We start from the raw sequence: 15,555 nt of genomic DNA, 5'->3' as shown, positions 1-15,555 counted from the left end.
AGACCGGGCCTCTTCCTCCCCGGTCTTCCCTTTCTTGTTCTTCCCTACAGGCAGCCCACCAGTGGCAGGCTTCTGGCCGTATTCGTTTACGGGAGTCCAGAGTCAGCTTACATTTGCGCGGGACCCATTCCGGGAGCCATTCTCCCCATAGGCCCCTCGGGCCCACGGATGTTGGTAGCTTCCGGTCCCATAGGCGTACCCGTGAAAACGGGATCGAGGGGGTACCAGCCCCGGGAGTGCATCAAATCAAAGATTTGCTTTTGGGTGTTCATTTCTTCATTGTTGATATGGATAAGGGTGTTCCGCACCCGGTCATTAGCCGCTTCCAGCACGGCCATGTGATAACCCGTGGAGATCATCTTGGCTCCGGTGAGCATATCGGCCAGGATATCCCGGTCGGAAAACTGCACTGCTAACACCTCCTGTGTGTGGCAATTGGAAATTAGTGTTGCGCCGCCATGCCCGATAACCCGGCATCCCGGAGCAGGTTGTTCAGGGTGCTGATATGCCGCTGCCCTTTGTCAATGCACTGCTGCAGCAGTCCCTGGATGGCCGGATCCCGGGTCTGAGTGAGGTAAAAGCGGGCTTTCTTTGTGCACAGTTCCTCAGCCCTTAACTGCTCCATAATGTGAAGCTTCTCCATTTCGGTCATCCGCCAGTGATGCATTTGTTCCACCTCCTCTCGCGGCCTAGTATTTCACAGGAAAAGTATTTTATACCACCTTTTTAAAACACTGTTGTCAAACCCCATAAAAAAAGGGCGGTCGTTCCGGACCCCTTGCCGGATCAGGAACGACCGCCGCCCAAGCGGTGAAGATGATATTTAAGTTTTACGAATAAATGCGCTGCAAACCGCATTCCCGGGCAATTTCCACCGCCCGGCGAAACTCCTCACGGGTAATCCGCCGGGATAGTTCCGGATAGCGGCGGGCCTCATGGGCCGGGTAATATTGATCCATAATATTTACAAAGGTGTTGGGGGATATCTCCCCGGCCAGGAATTTCATCACCGCCCCGGTACGGGCGAGATCGCCGGGCATGACCAGATGGCGCACCAGCAGTCCTCTGACGGCCATACCCCGCTCATCCACCACCAGATCCCCTACCTGCCGGTGCATTTCCTTAACCGCCTGTTTGGCCACCGTAAAATAATTGGCCGCCCTGGTATAGCGCTCACCAATCCCGTCATCGCCAAACTTGATGTCGGGCATGTAAATATCCACTACCCCGTCCAATAACTTTAAAGTGTGCAGGGCATCATATCCACCGGTATTGTAAACCAGGGGCAGGGTTAAGCCATCACCGGCGGCAATATACAGGGCTTCCAGGATTTGCGGCACATAGTGGCTGGGGGAAACCAGGTTAATGTTATGGCAGCCCATATCCTGCAATTCCAGCATGGCGCCGGCCAGTTCCCGGGCGGTCAGTTCGCTGCCTTCGCCGTACTGGCTTATGTCACAGTTCTGGCAAAAGCGGCAGGCCAGGTTGCAATGGGCGAAAAAAATGGTCCCCGAACCGTGCCGGCCCACCAGGACTTCCTCTTCCCCAAAATGGGGACCCCAGCTGCTCACCGCCGCCAGCCGCCCGCCCCGGCAGAACCCCTTTTCCCCCTCCAACCGGTTGACATGACAGTACTGGGCGCAAACAGTGCAATCAGCCAGGAGCTCCACCGCCTTTTCCACCCGGGCCGCCAGTTCGTCTGGAAAAAGATCGCGGTAACCCATAGCTCAAGAAGCCCCCAATTGCCATTTTCTTCTATTATACATTTTTACCTTATACATTAAACCTGAAGTTGATGATGTCTCCATCCTGAACAATGTAGTCCTTGCCTTCCAGGCGGGCAAGGCCTTTTTCCCTGACCTTAGCCATAGAACCCAGCTGGTGCAGGTCATTAAAGGTCACCACTTCCGCCCGGATAAACCCCCGCTCGATATCGGAATGGATTTTACCGGCGGCTCTTTTGGCATCGGTACCCTTGCGGATGGTCCAGGCCTTGACTTCATCCTCGCCAACGGTAAAGAAAGAAATTAAACCCAGCTCCTCATAAGCAGTCCGCACCAACCGGTCCGAGCCAAGTTCCTTAACCCCCAGATCAGCCAGGAACAACTCCCGGTCTTCCGGCGATAGCTGGCTGATTTCCATCTCCATCTGGCCGCAAATCTCAATCATTTTTAGACCCCGGGCCGACGCCGCCTCCTCCAGGGCCTCCCGTCCCGCATACCGCCGCGATTTAAACTGCTCTTCATCGGTATTGACTACTAAAATCACGGGTTTTTCGGTTAAAAAATTATAATTGCGCAGTACCGCCCTTTCTTTTTCGGTAAGCTCCACCTGGTGCAAAGGCAACTCGTTTTCCAGGGCAGCCAGGCACTTTTCCAACACTTCCAGTTCCAAAGCGCCTTCTTTGTTAATCTTTTTACCGGATTTAATGCGGTCGATGCGCTTTTCCAGCAATTCCATATCGGCCAGGAGCAACTCCAAGCTAACCGTTTCCAGATCCCGCAGGGGGTCAATTTCCCCATCCACATGGGGAACATCCGGGTTGGCAAAAGCCCGGAGCACATGAACCAGCAGGTCCACCCCCCGGATGCCTTCCAGGAACTGGTTTCCCAATCCCTTGCCCTCACTGGCTCCTCGCACCAGGCCGGGCACATCACTGCACTGTACCTGGGCGTAAATGGTGCGGCGGGGGTTATACAGGCGGGAAAGAAAATCCACCCGGGGATCCCTCACCCGGGCCATACCTGCATTGGTCTCGGTTTTGCCGGTCATAAAGTTTGAAGTCTGTACACCGCTTTCGGTGACCAGATTAAAGATGGTTGTCTTGCCCACCATGGGCAGGCCCACAATGCCAAAACTTAACATCTGCTCACCCCATTCTTTTCTATTCTACCAGAGGGATTACGGGGCGAGCAACTCCAGGGCATAGACATCCGTACGCCGGTGACGCAACAAAGGCAGTTCCGAGCGAATCTTCTCAATCAAATCCAGATCTATCTCGGCATAGATAATCTCTTCCCCTTCCCGGGCCATGCTGACCACATTCCCCCAGGGATCCACTACCAGGGAGTGGCCATACGCCACATAGGGTGCCATGGGATCCCGGGCCGGAGAGGCCCCGATGAAATAGGCCTGGTTATCAATGGCCCGCATGCGGAAAATTAGCTCCCAGTGGGCCGGGCCGGTGGTCATGTTAAAGGCCGCCGGGATCACCACCACCCGGGCTCCTTTCAACACCATCAACCGCATGAGCTCGGGAAAACGGATATCATAGCAGATGGCCACACCCAGGCCGCCCAGTTCTGAGGGAATCACCGTAACCTGATTTCCGGCACCAATGGTGCTGGATTCTTTAACCGTTAATCCGCTGGCCAGTTCCACATCAAAAAGATGCATCTTTCTGTGTTTGCCCAGTAACCGCCCGTCCGGGGCAAATATAAAACTGGTGTTATAAACCCGGTCGCCATCCCGCTCCGGCAGGGAGCCACCCACCAGGTAAACCCCCTCCTCCCGGGCTGCCCGGGACAGCATCTGTAAACTGGGCCCCTCCGGGTAACTTTCTGCATACTGGGGGAAGAGCCTGGCCACATAAGGACAGTTAAACATTTCCGGCAGAACCACCAGCCTGGCCCCCTGTTTCGCGGCGCGGGCAATCATCTCCCGGGCGCGGACAAGATTTTTTTCTTTTTCCTGGTTTATGGTCATCTGGCATACGGCCACATTGTACCGTTGCACCTGGGCCACCCCCTATAGAAAAAACCCCTGCTGGTGCAGAGGCTTTTTTCGCGGCTTTTAAACTTGAATGACTTCTTTAACCTCCGGAATTGCCTGCTTGAGCGACCGCTCAATCCCCATTTTCAGGGTATAGGTGGACATGGGTCACCCGCCACAGGCACCTTTTAACCTGACCTTCACCACACCATCGGCACCGACATCTACCAGTTCCACGTCGCCACCGTCCCGCTGCAGGGCAGGGCGTATTTTATTGAGTACTTCCTCAACTTTTTCCCGCAATCCCCTTTCCCCCTTTCCTGATTTTTAAAGATGGTTAAACCTAGTATGGGTTTGCCCCTGAAAACTTATTCTCTGGCGTTTTGCCCTACCCTATTTTACCTGCAATTGGTCCTGCTGGCAAGAAGAATTTTCACACAAAACAAACTCCACCGTGGTCTTTTGGGCGCGCTTCAGAGGAGCCAATTGCGATGTTCGGAAGTAGAGATGAATAGGCCGTTTTAGGGCAGTGGCAAAAATATTTTACCCCGGCACGCGTGCCGGGGTAAAATATTTTTGCCACTGCCCTAAAACGGCCTATTCATCTCTACTTCCGAACATCGCAATTGGCTCAAACCTGAGTTATCCCCACTTTCCAACTACCCTGTTTTGGCTCCTGCTCGCTCCGGTGAGCCTCGCGGGCCAAACTAGTGCTCGGCTCAAGTCGCTCGCTACCGAGCCAAAACAGGGGCTTTAAAAAACTGGGGATACTTCAGGCCTGGAAACCAACCAAAACAACCCACCCCTTCATACTTTCCTAACCAATAGCTTTAGTGCGGATTTCCTCCAGAATGCGGGCGATAAATTCCTCCAGGGGCAGGGCACCCTGGTCCCCCCGGGCGCGGTGGCGGACAGCCACAGTGCCTTCCCGGGCCTCCATGTCACCCACCACCAGCATGTAGGGTATTTTTTGTGCCTGGGCCTCGCGGATTTTGTAATTTACCTTTTCATTGCGGGCGTCCAGCTCTACCCTGATATTTTCCCTTTCCAGCCGCTCCACCACCTGCCGGGCGTAGCCGGCATGCCGGTCGGCAATGGGCAGAACCCTGACCTGGACCGGGGCCAGCCAGGTGGGAAAGGCACCGGCAAAATGTTCGGTAAGGATGCCGATAAAACGTTCAATGCTGCCAAACACCACCCGGTGGATCATAACCGGACGGTGCTTCTGGCCGTCCTCACCAACGTAGGTAAGATCAAACTTCTCCGGCATGAGGAAATCCAGCTGAATGGTGCCGCACTGCCAGGTACGCCCCAGGCAATCCTCCAGGTGGAAGTCAATTTTGGGCCCGTAAAAGGCGCCGTCCCCTTCATTTACCTTATACGCCATACCTTTAGCCTTTAAGGCCTCTTCCAGGGCAGTGGTAGCCATCTCCCAGATCTCGTCGGAGCCCATGGATTTTTCGGGACGGGTGGAGAGTTCCACTTTATAATTGAAACCAAAGATGCTGTAGAAATAATCCACCAGGTCAATGACCCCGATGATCTCTTCCCGGATTTGGGAGGGCAACATGAAGATGTGGGCATCGTCCTGGGTAAAGCAACGCACCCGCATGAGGCCGTGGAGCACACCGGAAAGTTCGTGCCGGTGCACCAGACCCAGTTCCGCCAGGCGAATGGGCAGTTCCCGGTAACTGTGCAGGCGGCTCTTGTACACCAGGATGCCCCCCGGACAGTTCATGGGCTTGATGGCGTATTCCACGTCATCGATCCGGGTAAAGTACATGTTTTCCCGGTAGTGTTCCCAGTGCCCCGACCTTTCCCACAAGGAGCGGTTTAAGATGATGGGCGTGCGGATTTCCTGGTAACCCCTCTTGTAATGCTCTTCCCGCCAGAATTGTTCCAGCTGGTTGCGCAGGACCATGCCCCTGGGATGGAAAAAGGGAAAGCCCGGCCCTTCTTCCTGGATGCTGAACAGGTCCAGCTCCGCTCCCAGCTTCCGGTGATCCCGGCGTTTGGCCTCTTCAATACGGAAGAGGTATTCTTCAAGCTGGGATTTCTTAGGAAAAGCGGTGCCGTAAATGCGCTGGAGCATCTTATTTCTCTCGTCGCCTCGCCAGTAAGCCCCGGCCACGGAAGTGAGCTTAAAGGCTTTCAGCCTGCCGGTGGAAGGAATGTGGGGACCGGCACAGAGGTCCACGAATTCACCCTGCTGGTAACAGGAAATTACCGCATCTCCCGGCAGCTCATTGATAAGCTCCACCTTGTACTTTTCCCCGGCGGCAGAAAACCGCTCCAGTGCCTCCTCCCGGGATACTTCAAACCGTTTAAAGGGAAGATCTTCCTTCACAATGGCCTGCATTTCCTTTTCAATTTTCTCCAGGTCCGCAGGCGTGAAGGGCTTTTCCGCATCAAAATCGTAGTAAAACCCCTCAGCAATGGCCGGGCCGATGGCCAGCTTGACTTCCGGGAAGAGTCGCTTCACGGCCTGGGCCATGACATGGGCGGCGCTATGGCGGAAAGCATCCCGCCCCGGCTCATCTTCAAAGGTGTAGAACTCAACGGCGGCATCCCTGTGTAAAGGGTAGCTCAAGTCCACCAGCCGCCCGTCCACCGCCGCCACCAGGGCTTCCTTGCCCAGGCGGGGACTGATGTCCTGCGCTATGCGGCTCAAAGGAGTACCGGGCTCGTATTCCCGCACGGAACCATCTTTTAAGGTTACCTTGACCATAGAAGAACCCCTTTCTTTTAATACCGAAATAAAAAACGTCCCTGTTTCAGGGACGAAATAATCCGCGGTTCCACCCTGCTTGGCGACCAAAAGATAAAAAAGGCCAGCCCGCCTCTAAGGTGGTAACGGTCCTCACCGGCCCCGCTTATTTACCGCGTGTCACGGCGTTCGGCAGGGCAGCTCCGGGGTGGTTTTCAGCCCCTCCCATCCAGGGATGCTTCCAGCCGCGGCACCCCCTCTCTGGGGACGGGCATTTCAGGGCCTACTCTTCCCCTTCATCACCATTGCTTTATGCTTCGTTACGTTATTATATTGGGAATCTGTGCTTGTGTCAACTGAAAGGCGACCCGGAGGCTTTCAGCACAACGCCTATTTATACAGCCCCAAAATGCCCACCTGCAAAAGACCAATCATAAACCCCAGCAAGCCTCCCAGGATTTCGATATGTTTTAGTTCCCGGGAAGCAACAGAGATAATGACTTTTTCCAACTGTTCCAGCGAAAAACTATTTACCTGCTCCTCCACTACCCTGGACAAACAGAAATCTACTTTTAGCTTTTCCCCAAAGCGGTCTACCAGTTCATTAACCAGGGGTGGCAGTTCCCTTTTGATCTGTTCGGCCAGAGCGTCGGAAATCATTCGCCGCAGGGACAGGGGTAAAAAACCGGGCAGCCTGTCCATCACCCTGGCACGGACAGCCGTATCCACGGAACAGATCAGATCTTCGTTTAATTGTTCTGAGCGAAGGTAGTTGAGCAGTTGCTCCTTGGGAAGGAGTTGCTCCTCAATCACCCTGCCGATGACCCTGGCCAGCTCACCACGCCTTTTGGGTACTACCCCCTGGATGGTGTAGCCAAGCACACGAACTGGTTTGTAGGGACGAAAGATCAGCCGTACCGCCAGCCAGTTGGTCAGCCACCCGATCAGGGCCCCCACTACCGGCAACAGCACGGCCTGCGTCCAATGCAAATCCTTCTCACCCCGTTCTGGCATTCCTGTAAGAAATATATCAGAACAAAAAAAAACGGGCAACAAATTATTTTTTTCGACATAAGGAGCAGTCGGTGCATTCCCTTACCCGGCCCCAAAAGACGAGGTTAATCGTTTCCATGACGGTGTTTTTTTTCTCGCAGTCCGGGTTATGAATGACAATTTGTTTGGGCGCCAGGGTAATTAAGGTGCTGATAAGCATGTCCTCATAATTAATTTCCCCTTCCGTTAAATCCATAAATAGATTTTCCAGGTAGTCTACCCTGAGGACCTGTTTTTGCTCGTCTAAAAGTTGAAACGCCCCCCCGGGCAGCTTGAGCACATGCACCAGTTCAACCCGGGATTCCTGAATTTCCACAAAATATTTAAGCAGCTGGATAAATTCCTGATACTCCCTTTCCATCAGGAAGTCGTCCACTGCCCTTTCCACGGCCTGTTCCAATTGTTCCACATAATCCTTAAGACGGAAGCGTATAAATCCTTCAACAATGATCTGGTTATTATGCCTCAAAAAATCCAGAATCTTTTCCATGATTCTCTTTTTAAACAGTTGCTGGCAAACTGCTTTTCGCCCGCCCCGACCATAACCCACATGGCTTAAGGCATACTTAAAAATGTTTTGCCGTTCCTCCTCGTTGAAGTAGTAGTAGTTCTCCCTGATCATATCCTTAAGCAGCAACTTCTGCCACTGGCCCAAAATCAAATCGGAGAGAGAGCGGGCAATATGGTGGCGAAAAATGGCCTGGATGTCTCCCTTCTGGCCTCCATCGGGCATTACCTGACAGGACACAAAATTAAACCTGCCGGCTGAGCTTTCTTTCAGCCTGACCTTCAACCCCTCTTTTTCTAAATTTTTCATATCCCTTCCCAGCCGGATTTTAATTAGATCTATGTGCCGGGCAGTCCCGATGGAGATATCTGCCATCAATTTCACCGTCCTTTCTTTAATCTAGTATATGTGCGGCTAAAAACCGGTATACAACCAGCCTTTCCCGTAATAATGTGGCTGTTTAAATTCGGGCCATTTATCTAAAAATAAGGATATGACAAAGAAAAAGCTGCTTTCCGTTTTCACAATCGCCGCAACCTACATTGGAACAGTGGTAGGGGCAGGTTTTGCGTCCGGCCAGGAAGTACTGCAGTTTTTCGGTTACTTTGGCCTGCCCGGAATGCTGGGACTGGTATTGACTACAGTTCTTCTGGCCTTTTTTGGTTACCTGATTTTGGACCTGGGAAGGAGGCTTAACGCGGATTCTCACTTACCTCTTGTTCGTTACGCCGGCGGAAAATGGGTGGGTACGGCTATAGATTGGGTGATTACCCTTTTCCTGTTTGGCGGTCTGGTCACCATGGGAGCGGGGGCCGGGGCAATTTTTACGGAACAATTAGGGCTGCCCTTCTTTTGGGGCAGCCTGGCAATGATTGTCATTTCCCTTGTCACGGTGCTTACCGGCATTGCCGGGGTGGTTACTTCCATCAGTTTCGTAGTGCCACTGCTGCTGGCGGCAGTGTTTGGGGTGGCCATATATACCATCACCACAGATTTCGGCACCCTGGCGTCGACACTCAGGGTCTACGCCAACCCCGGAAAAGCACCGGTACCCTTCTGGCCCCTGACGGCCCTTTTGTATGCCTCCTATAACCTGGTGCTGTCGGTGGCCATACTTGCTCCCCTGGGCAGCATGTCCGATGCCCGGAAATTAAAAATAGGCGCCATTCTGGGAGGAATCGGCCTGGGAGTGGGCGCAACCGCCATTAACCTTTCTATTTTAACGCATATCGGCCGGGCAACAAACTTTGAAATACCCATGATCTATGTGGCAGGCACCATTTCACCCCTGGCCCGTATCGGGTATATCATTGTGCTTCTCGCTGAAATTTATACCACGGCGGTTAGCAGCCTCTACGGTTTTGTGGCCCGGTTGGCCAGACAGGGTACGTCAAAGTACCGCTTGATAACCATCGGAGCAGGTGTTATGGCCTTCGGCCTGGCCCAATTTGGTTTTTCAAAGCTGGTGGGCACCCTATTCCCGGCGGTAGGCTTTGCGGGGCTGTTGCTACTGGGTTCCCTGGTATACGGTTTTATTAAGGATAAAAAAGTGGAGCCAGCAAGGGAAGCAAGAGAGAGTGTCCTGGCCCGCCAACCCGCCCCGGCCATGGCCTTCGAAGTGGCTGAGGAACTGGCGGGGGAGGAAAAGGAGGGAGGCGGTAAAAAGCATGAGTAACGGGTAAAACGGCGGGTAAGTATTTCCAAAACAGTATTTCCGCGGATTGCAGGTGGTTACGCGCTTTTGAAAGCGACACCCGGACAGGTCAAGGCTCGCCGGGTTCGTTCAATACCTTCAACAACCTTACATGGTCTCTTCGCCCGTTTAAGAGGTTTACCAACTTTTCATCCACCGTCCAAAATTCACATTGTCCCCGCCGCATCGTATTATACCTGGAAGAGACATCTGGTGACAATCTTCCCACTCCCGGCTAGCAATAATTACGAATAACCAGCTCCGGTACCGGACCACGTTTATCAGCCCGGCAATTGATGGCCCTTCTGGCGTAAACCACCTGTACGTCATAGCCTTTATAAAGCCCGCGGATGAATGGTGTATCCGAATTACTCAACATGACGAGGCAGCCAATTGAGTCCAGCTTTCGAAAAACTTCCGCCAACCGGCGCTGGTCGTCTTCTCCAAATGCATCAGGGGTATAGCTGGTGAAATCGGCCGTTTCCGAAAGCGGGTGGTAGGGTGGATCCATATAAACGAAAGCGCCCGGCCCGGCATATTCCAGCACCCGGCTGAAGTCGTCACAAAGGATTTCCGCGTCTTTCAAAACCCGGCTCACCAGGCGCAGGTTCGTCTCGTCCATTATCCTGGGATTTTTATACCGCCCGAAGGGCACGTTGTGCTTCCCCCGGCTGTTAACGCGCCACAACCCATTATAAGCCGTCTTGTTCAGGTAAAGAAACCTGGAGGCCCTTTCCACAGGGGTAAGCTGTTCGGGATCCAGGGCACGGACACGGTAATAATATTCAGCCGTGTTCTCATGTTTCCTCAAATCTCTAAGGAGGGCTTCCAGGTCGTTCCGGACAACATGGTAAAAGTTAATCAACTCGTCATTGCTATCAATCAGTATCGCCCTGGAGGGCAAAAGGTGGAAGAAAACAGCACCGCCGCCGACAAAGGGTTCTATGTAGAAGCCGTACTCTCTTTTAGGGAACAACGGCTCGAACTGCGAAATGAGTTGGCCCTTGCCACCCGCCCACTTGACCGGCGGCCTGGGACCGCTCCCCACCATGCGGGCAGGGAATGTCTCAAACATAACTATCATCGTCCTTCCGGATCAACTTATGCAAACAAAAATTCGCCCTTAAGGGGGCGAACTCCTGCACGATAAGCGCAACCTGCGCAACATCTTGTTGCGACACCTCCCAGAAATTGTCGCGATCTCGCCGGAAGCCACCAGAACCACGGCAACACTGTAATATACCAGTACGGTAAGCTCCTCCTCCAGGTGCGGTGCGGGCAAGATGGGATGTAAGGACACAACTTCTTTGAGAGCCGCCGGTTTTTTGCCACTTCCAGCGATCCTGGCTTTCACCCCATCCTCTCAGTGAGGGTTTTCCAGGAGCCACCTGGAGTACCGCTCCCTGTCGAAGGGGACGTGGATAATTCTGACCGCTTCGTTTTCCGCTAGTTCTTCCAGGAAATTGTGGCGCTGGAGGAAGTAGTTCCTGCGCGAAGCAGAGCTCAGATTCCTCTATGGGCGATGGCAACGTTTCAGGTTTTCGCCACCCAGCTTCAAGTTCTCGGTAAAACTAAAATATTTAATACCTGTTGGAATCGACCAGAAAGTTGCTCTTGCCGAGGGTTATATAATTCCTGAACAGAAAAAATGTGCCGCTCGCAACGACACATTCACAAAGCTCATAACTTATTATTTTCCAGGCCCGTCATCATTCTCTCAAGGGCAGTTTCAATATTCGCAAGGAATCTCTTCGCGGTTTCCAGCTGGCTGGCGGCTTCTTCTTTGGTAACCAGGTAGAAATCGGTATAGTCGGATGATTCTCTTCTGACCCTGGCTTTGCTCAAATCCCTGCCTGTTGCCCGGTCGACGATTTCGGGTTTAACAAAGTGCTGATTGAATAGGGAAATCACGCCGCTGTGTTTCTTACTATCAAGCTGTTTTAATGCCAAAAGCGCCCGGGCCGCGGCAAACATGGTATAGTAAGAACGGCTCAGGGAATCGCTGTACATCCCCGCATCCAACAATATTTCCGCGGATTTCAGGTGGTCACGCGCTTTTTGGAAGCGGTGCCTGACCAGGTCAAGGTTCGTCTCGCTCACAGGGTCACCCCGTCCCGCGCTACCTCGTGGTAAAACAGGGTCTGGTGTTTTTGGTTCTGCAGGAACTCGGCGGCCGTTAAAACCACGGGGGAAAGCATGGAATTGTACTTTAGCTCGACATCCAGGAGGATTTCGCTTATGGCATCCAAAAGTTGCTCATCCCTTTCGTTTACAACAACAAGAATGTCAATATCGGACTCCTCATGAAATTTACCGGTTGATTTTGAACCGAAAAGTTTCAGGTCGAGGAGGTTTTTGCCAAGTGAACTTTTAACTTTTGAAGAAAACTCCCGAATGGCCTTTTCTTCCAGAGGATTCAAGAAGGCCATCATAAGTACTTCACTCCTTCGAAAAGCTGATTGAATGGATTATACCATATCCTGTCAGCATGAGCAACGTAAAGCGACAAGCCAAAAGGCGGCCGCTTTTTTCACGCTTTACACAGACTGGACCTCTATAGCTGGCTGGCCACCGCCTACATTCTTACCTCAAGCGCGGTGGTACCCCTGGCCGTCGCCGGCATGATTATCAGCGGTACCGGAATGGGTATAGCCATGCCCACCTTTACCGTGGCCGTACAAAATACCGTGCGCCGCACGGAGTTGGGAACAGTTACGGCCGCTTCCCACTTGTTCCGCAGTATTGGCGGCGTTTTTGGCAGCGCCCTTACCGGCAATATTGTTTTGACCGATTTAAGCCACCGTCTGGCGGATCTTTTGCCACCCGGTGCACCGGCAAAAATTGATCCCGGTCAGGTTCTGGGCCGTTTGATGCAGATGCCCGGCGATCCCCGCCTGTCTCTGCTGAAACATGCTTTTTCTCTCAGTATTACCCACGGGTTTTTCATCGGAGCCATCCTTTTGACGGGGGGTCTGATGGCTTCCCTGTTTCTCGAGGACCGGGAATTAAAGGCGCGGTGGGATGACCAGCCGGCAATGGAATGAGGGTGTCAAAACCTGATATTTTTCCCAATTTTCCGTGCGGGTTCCTGCCCTGGAACGGAAAAAGTTATCTACCTGCTGCCGACCCCGCCATTTTGGGGCCTAATTTCGCCCGATAATACTCCACGATCAACTCGTCCAATTTACGACTGGCCGCCAGGAGCTTTTCTTTATCGCCAGGGTCGGTAGCCAGGAGCTCCCTCCTGGCCTTCTCCAGCCGCAGGATCACCCTGCCAAGATCCAACAGAAGCATCCCCCTTCCGCCAATTTGCACCAGGTTCAATTGAACCACTTCCAGGAAAATGCGTCAAGAAAAAACCTGTCGAACGGTGACAAAAAGAAATCTTATATTCACCACCCCCAAAAAATTGATCCAGACCTGGGCAACTCCTGAACTGGCTTCCAGGTCTGGCAAAAATATTGTTTTGGCGGGTTGTGGGAGTTATCCATCAGTTATGAACAATCTGCAAACCACGCTGGATATTTACACCCACACCAGCCCGGAGCTGGTGAAGCGGGCGGCGACCAAACGAACTTCTGAAGGCAAAGAGAAAAGCCTTCCGTTCAGGAAGGCTAATGATGGGCTGACGACACCTTTATTTTCCTGGTGGGCGGGGTAGGAATTGAACCTACGACCTTCTGCGCGTCAAGCAGACGTTCTCCCACTGAACTACCCGCCCGTATGCGGTTATAACACCTATATTATGACGCAAACCGGGGAGGATGTCAAGGGGTGCCCCCGGGAAAGTTGTAGCCTGGCCAGAAAATCAGACTGCATAATGTGAGCCTCTTTGCGCTGGGTCATTCGCGGATAATTTCCCTGCCATTGGGTGTGTTCGCCCGGGTACCTTTTCGCCAGCGGGCAAACAAGCCTTTTTTCGGTACGTCCCGTGCAGTCACCAGGGCCGACCGGCCCAGTTCCTCATCCTTTAAACGAAAAGTGATTTCGCCCACTTTTTCTCCAGCCTTAACGGGGGCGGTAAGAGACGGCACCATCCTGACTTCCCTTCGCACCCGGGAAAGCTGGTCGCGGGCCAGGTCAACCTCCACGGGGGTGGCAATAACAACGGGTACCGTACCGGCCAGGCCGTTGGAAACGGGTAGCCGGGCCACCTCTTCCCCTTCAGCACCCAGGGTCACCCGTTCCACTTCGTTAAAACCATAGTCCAGAAGGGTGACGGCGTCCCGGTAGCGGTTGGCACTGTGGAGCACCACCGCAATCAATTGGCGATCGCCCCGGGTGGCCGATGCAATCAGGCAATTGCCGGCCCGGGGGGTGGAACCGGTCTTTACCCCGTCAATGCCCGGGCAACTGCCTTCGCGCAAAAGGCGGTTGGTGTTGGAAATGGTTTCTTTCCGCTTGGAATCACAAAAGCTGATGGTTGTTTCCCGGGTGCGTACCATCCGGTTAAAAAGGGGGTTTTGCAGGGCGTAACGGGTAATCACGGCCAGGTCGCGGGCGCAGGTATAATGCCGGGGATCATGATAACCGTTGGTATTGGCAAAGCGTGTGTGCAGGGCCCCCAGGACCGGTGCCTTGGCATTCATCATCCTGATAAAGTCCTCTTCGGAGCCGGCCACATGTTCGGCGATGGCGACGGTGCTGTCGTTGGCCGACATAATCAGGGCGGCCTTGAGCAGGTTTTCCAGGGTAATTTTTTCGCCGGCGCGCAGGTCCAGCACGGAACCCATGCCTACGGCGGCGGCATTGCGGCTTACGGTTACCACGTCGTTTAAACGGCCGTACTCCAGGGCAATGATAGCCGTCATGATCTTGGTCAGGCTGGCCGGCTCGCGCCTCTGCAGGCCATTTTTATCATAGAAGATTTGCCCCGTGCGTGCATCCATGAGCACGGCAGCATCTGCAGTGACAGAAGGCGGGACTGCTCCTGCAGGCGCAGGGAAGGATAAAAGCAAAGCGCCAGACAGGAACAATGTCAGGCTTAAAATAAAGGAATACCGGATGACGGCTGAGTTTTTAAAGGGCATCTTGTCGCCCGTTTTTTCACCTGTTTTCCGTTTCAAAGCGACCCCTTCCTTTCACCCCTTTATTTTTCCTCGCCTGCCGGGCGCTTTATGAAAACAAAAAAAACCAGCCGTAAGAAAAGGCTGGTTGTAACAGAACTCGTTCAATGCCCGTCAGCCGGACAAAATCCGGCCTATCTTTTCCGTTTGCGCCACAGGTAAAGCACAAGCACAAGCAGCACAAGGGCCACCACCAGATCGAGGCGGTGAAACCAGTATTTCAAATCCTGCCAGTGCTGGCCCATTTTTACACCCAGGTAGGTGAGGAAAAAGCACCAGGGCAAGGAACCTAAAAAGGTGTAAATGACAAAACGGGGAAAGTTCATGCCGGTGATTCCCGCCGGCAAGGAAATAAAGGTACGCACAACAGGCATCAACCGGGTGAAGAATACCGTTGCCTCACCATAGCGATGAAACCATCTCTCTGCCAGTTCGAAGTGTTTGTGGGAAATCCCAATGTAGCGCCCGTAACGCAGTAAAAAAGGGCGTCCACCCCACAAACCGATAAAATAAGAGATGATCGACCCCACGGTACCGCCAATGGTACCGGCCATTGCCGCCCAGAAGAAATCCAACCGGCCTGTGGATACCAGGTAGCCGCCAAAGGGGAGGATGACCTCGCTGGGCAGGGGTATATTGGCACTCTCAATGGCCATGCCAATGGCAATCCCCCAATAGCCCAGGTCGGAAATAAAACCAACCACCCATTCAACAACAATTTCCAGTAAGGAAGAAAGATAACCCAACCAGCAATCCCTCCACCTGAAAAAGGGCGGGTGCTTAACCCGCCCTTTTCCCTTGCAATATCATGTATCTC

Annotated in this window: 19 protein-coding genes, 1 tRNA gene and 1 other annotated feature; of the genes, 3 read left to right on the top strand and 17 right to left on the bottom strand. The window is 53.2% G+C overall.

Annotated features, from left to right (window positions below; all coding sequences use genetic code 11):
* Nucleotides 1-107 precede the first annotated feature (107 nt).
* From D7024_RS03035 to ytxC, 9 genes are all read right to left on the bottom strand, one after another.
* On the bottom strand, nt 108-410 hold the full coding sequence (locus tag D7024_RS03035; RefSeq protein WP_072869820.1) for a spore coat protein: 303 nt from the start codon (nt 408-410) through the stop codon (nt 108-110).
* A gap of 32 nt (nt 411-442) precedes the next feature.
* On the bottom strand, nt 443-667 hold the full coding sequence (locus D7024_RS03030; RefSeq protein WP_121450465.1) for a hypothetical protein: 225 nt from the start codon (nt 665-667) through the stop codon (nt 443-445).
* Nucleotides 668-830: 163 nt separating this feature from the next.
* Nucleotides 831-1,724 (bottom strand): radical SAM protein, encoded by an 894-nt coding sequence (locus D7024_RS03025; protein WP_121450464.1) that lies wholly within the window; start codon nt 1,722-1,724, stop codon nt 831-833.
* A 49-nt stretch (nt 1,725-1,773) separates the two neighbouring features.
* Nucleotides 1,774-2,865, bottom strand: a complete 1,092-nt coding sequence (gene ychF, locus D7024_RS03020; protein ID WP_121450463.1) for a redox-regulated ATPase YchF — start codon at nt 2,863-2,865, stop codon at nt 1,774-1,776.
* Between the two features lie 36 nt (nt 2,866-2,901).
* Complete coding sequence (locus D7024_RS03015) at nt 2,902-3,735, bottom strand: carbon-nitrogen hydrolase family protein (protein WP_121450462.1); 834 nt, start codon at nt 3,733-3,735, stop codon at nt 2,902-2,904.
* A gap of 57 nt (nt 3,736-3,792) precedes the next feature.
* Nucleotides 3,793-4,014, bottom strand: coding sequence for a NifU family protein (locus D7024_RS03010; protein ID WP_013821630.1), 222 nt, complete (start codon nt 4,012-4,014; stop codon nt 3,793-3,795).
* A 514-nt stretch (nt 4,015-4,528) separates the two neighbouring features.
* Entirely contained in the window at nt 4,529-6,439 is a 1,911-nt protein-coding gene (gene thrS, locus D7024_RS03005; protein WP_121452438.1) for a threonine--tRNA ligase, read from the bottom strand.
* 45 nt (nt 6,440-6,484) lie between these two features.
* Nucleotides 6,485-6,727 (bottom strand) — a binding site (T-box leader).
* 81 nt (nt 6,728-6,808) lie between these two features.
* Entirely contained in the window at nt 6,809-7,408 is a 600-nt protein-coding gene (locus D7024_RS03000; protein WP_121450461.1) for a DUF445 domain-containing protein, read from the bottom strand.
* A 67-nt stretch (nt 7,409-7,475) separates the two neighbouring features.
* Entirely contained in the window at nt 7,476-8,354 is an 879-nt protein-coding gene (gene ytxC, locus D7024_RS02995) for a putative sporulation protein YtxC (protein WP_121450460.1), read from the bottom strand.
* A 118-nt stretch (nt 8,355-8,472) separates the two neighbouring features.
* Here ytxC and D7024_RS02990 point away from each other — a divergent pair, with 118 nt between their 5' ends.
* A complete protein-coding gene (locus D7024_RS02990) occupies nt 8,473-9,654 on the top strand; it encodes a YkvI family membrane protein (protein WP_121450459.1) in 1,182 nt (393 codons plus the stop codon).
* Between the two features lie 253 nt (nt 9,655-9,907).
* On the opposite strand, the gene D7024_RS02985 is transcribed toward D7024_RS02990, so the two are convergent.
* From D7024_RS02985 to D7024_RS02975, 4 genes are all read right to left on the bottom strand, one after another.
* Nucleotides 9,908-10,747 carry a DNA adenine methylase gene (locus D7024_RS02985; protein WP_121450458.1) on the bottom strand — a complete coding sequence of 280 codons (840 nt, stop codon included), beginning with the start codon at nt 10,745-10,747 and terminating at the stop codon, nt 9,908-9,910.
* A 48-nt stretch (nt 10,748-10,795) separates the two neighbouring features.
* The gene (locus tag D7024_RS14560) at nt 10,796-11,026 is read right to left on the bottom strand and encodes a hypothetical protein (RefSeq protein ID WP_125185609.1); all 231 of its coding nucleotides are present in this window, start codon (nt 11,024-11,026) and stop codon (nt 10,796-10,798) included.
* Between the two features lie 326 nt (nt 11,027-11,352).
* A complete protein-coding gene (locus D7024_RS02980; protein WP_243113670.1) occupies nt 11,353-11,772 on the bottom strand; it encodes a HEPN domain-containing protein in 420 nt (139 codons plus the stop codon).
* Complete coding sequence (locus D7024_RS02975) at nt 11,769-12,104, bottom strand: nucleotidyltransferase domain-containing protein (protein ID WP_121450457.1); 336 nt, start codon at nt 12,102-12,104, stop codon at nt 11,769-11,771. Before D7024_RS02975 ends, D7024_RS02980 begins: the two co-directional genes overlap by 4 nt.
* Before the next feature lie 189 nt (nt 12,105-12,293).
* On the opposite strand from D7024_RS02975, the gene D7024_RS02970 reads away from it, so the two are divergent.
* Nucleotides 12,294-12,716, top strand: coding sequence for an efflux MFS transporter permease (locus D7024_RS02970; RefSeq protein WP_125185608.1), 423 nt, complete (start codon nt 12,294-12,296; stop codon nt 12,714-12,716).
* Between the two features lie 64 nt (nt 12,717-12,780).
* Here D7024_RS02970 and D7024_RS02965 read toward each other — a convergent pair whose 3' ends face one another.
* On the bottom strand, nt 12,781-12,966 hold the full coding sequence (locus tag D7024_RS02965; protein ID WP_243113669.1) for an aspartyl-phosphate phosphatase Spo0E family protein: 186 nt from the start codon (nt 12,964-12,966) through the stop codon (nt 12,781-12,783).
* A gap of 202 nt (nt 12,967-13,168) precedes the next feature.
* Between D7024_RS02965 and D7024_RS14915 the strand changes: the two genes are divergently transcribed.
* Nucleotides 13,169-13,333, top strand: a complete 165-nt coding sequence (locus tag D7024_RS14915) for a hypothetical protein (protein WP_207666885.1) — start codon at nt 13,169-13,171, stop codon at nt 13,331-13,333.
* On the opposite strand, the gene D7024_RS02960 is transcribed toward D7024_RS14915, so the two are convergent.
* The 3 genes from D7024_RS02960 to D7024_RS02950 all read right to left on the bottom strand — a co-directional run bounded on the left by D7024_RS02960 (nt 13,319) and on the right by D7024_RS02950 (nt 15,484).
* Nucleotides 13,319-13,393 (bottom strand) — tRNA-Val (locus D7024_RS02960). The genes D7024_RS14915 and D7024_RS02960 overlap by 15 nt on opposite strands.
* Nucleotides 13,394-13,514: 121 nt before the next feature.
* Nucleotides 13,515-14,738, bottom strand: a complete 1,224-nt coding sequence (locus D7024_RS02955) for a D-alanyl-D-alanine carboxypeptidase family protein (protein ID WP_121450455.1) — start codon at nt 14,736-14,738, stop codon at nt 13,515-13,517.
* Nucleotides 14,739-14,872: 134 nt separating this feature from the next.
* The gene (locus D7024_RS02950; protein WP_121450454.1) at nt 14,873-15,484 is read right to left on the bottom strand and encodes a DedA family protein; all 612 of its coding nucleotides are present in this window, start codon (nt 15,482-15,484) and stop codon (nt 14,873-14,875) included.
* Nucleotides 15,485-15,555: the final 71 nt, after the last annotated feature.

The organism is Desulfofundulus salinus, assembly GCF_003627965.1.
GTDB classification, from domain to species: Bacteria; Bacillota; Desulfotomaculia; order Desulfotomaculales; family Desulfovirgulaceae; genus Desulfofundulus; species Desulfofundulus salinus.
Note: the sequence above shows the minus strand (reverse complement) of the source record. Positions and strands in the feature narration are given on the sequence as shown.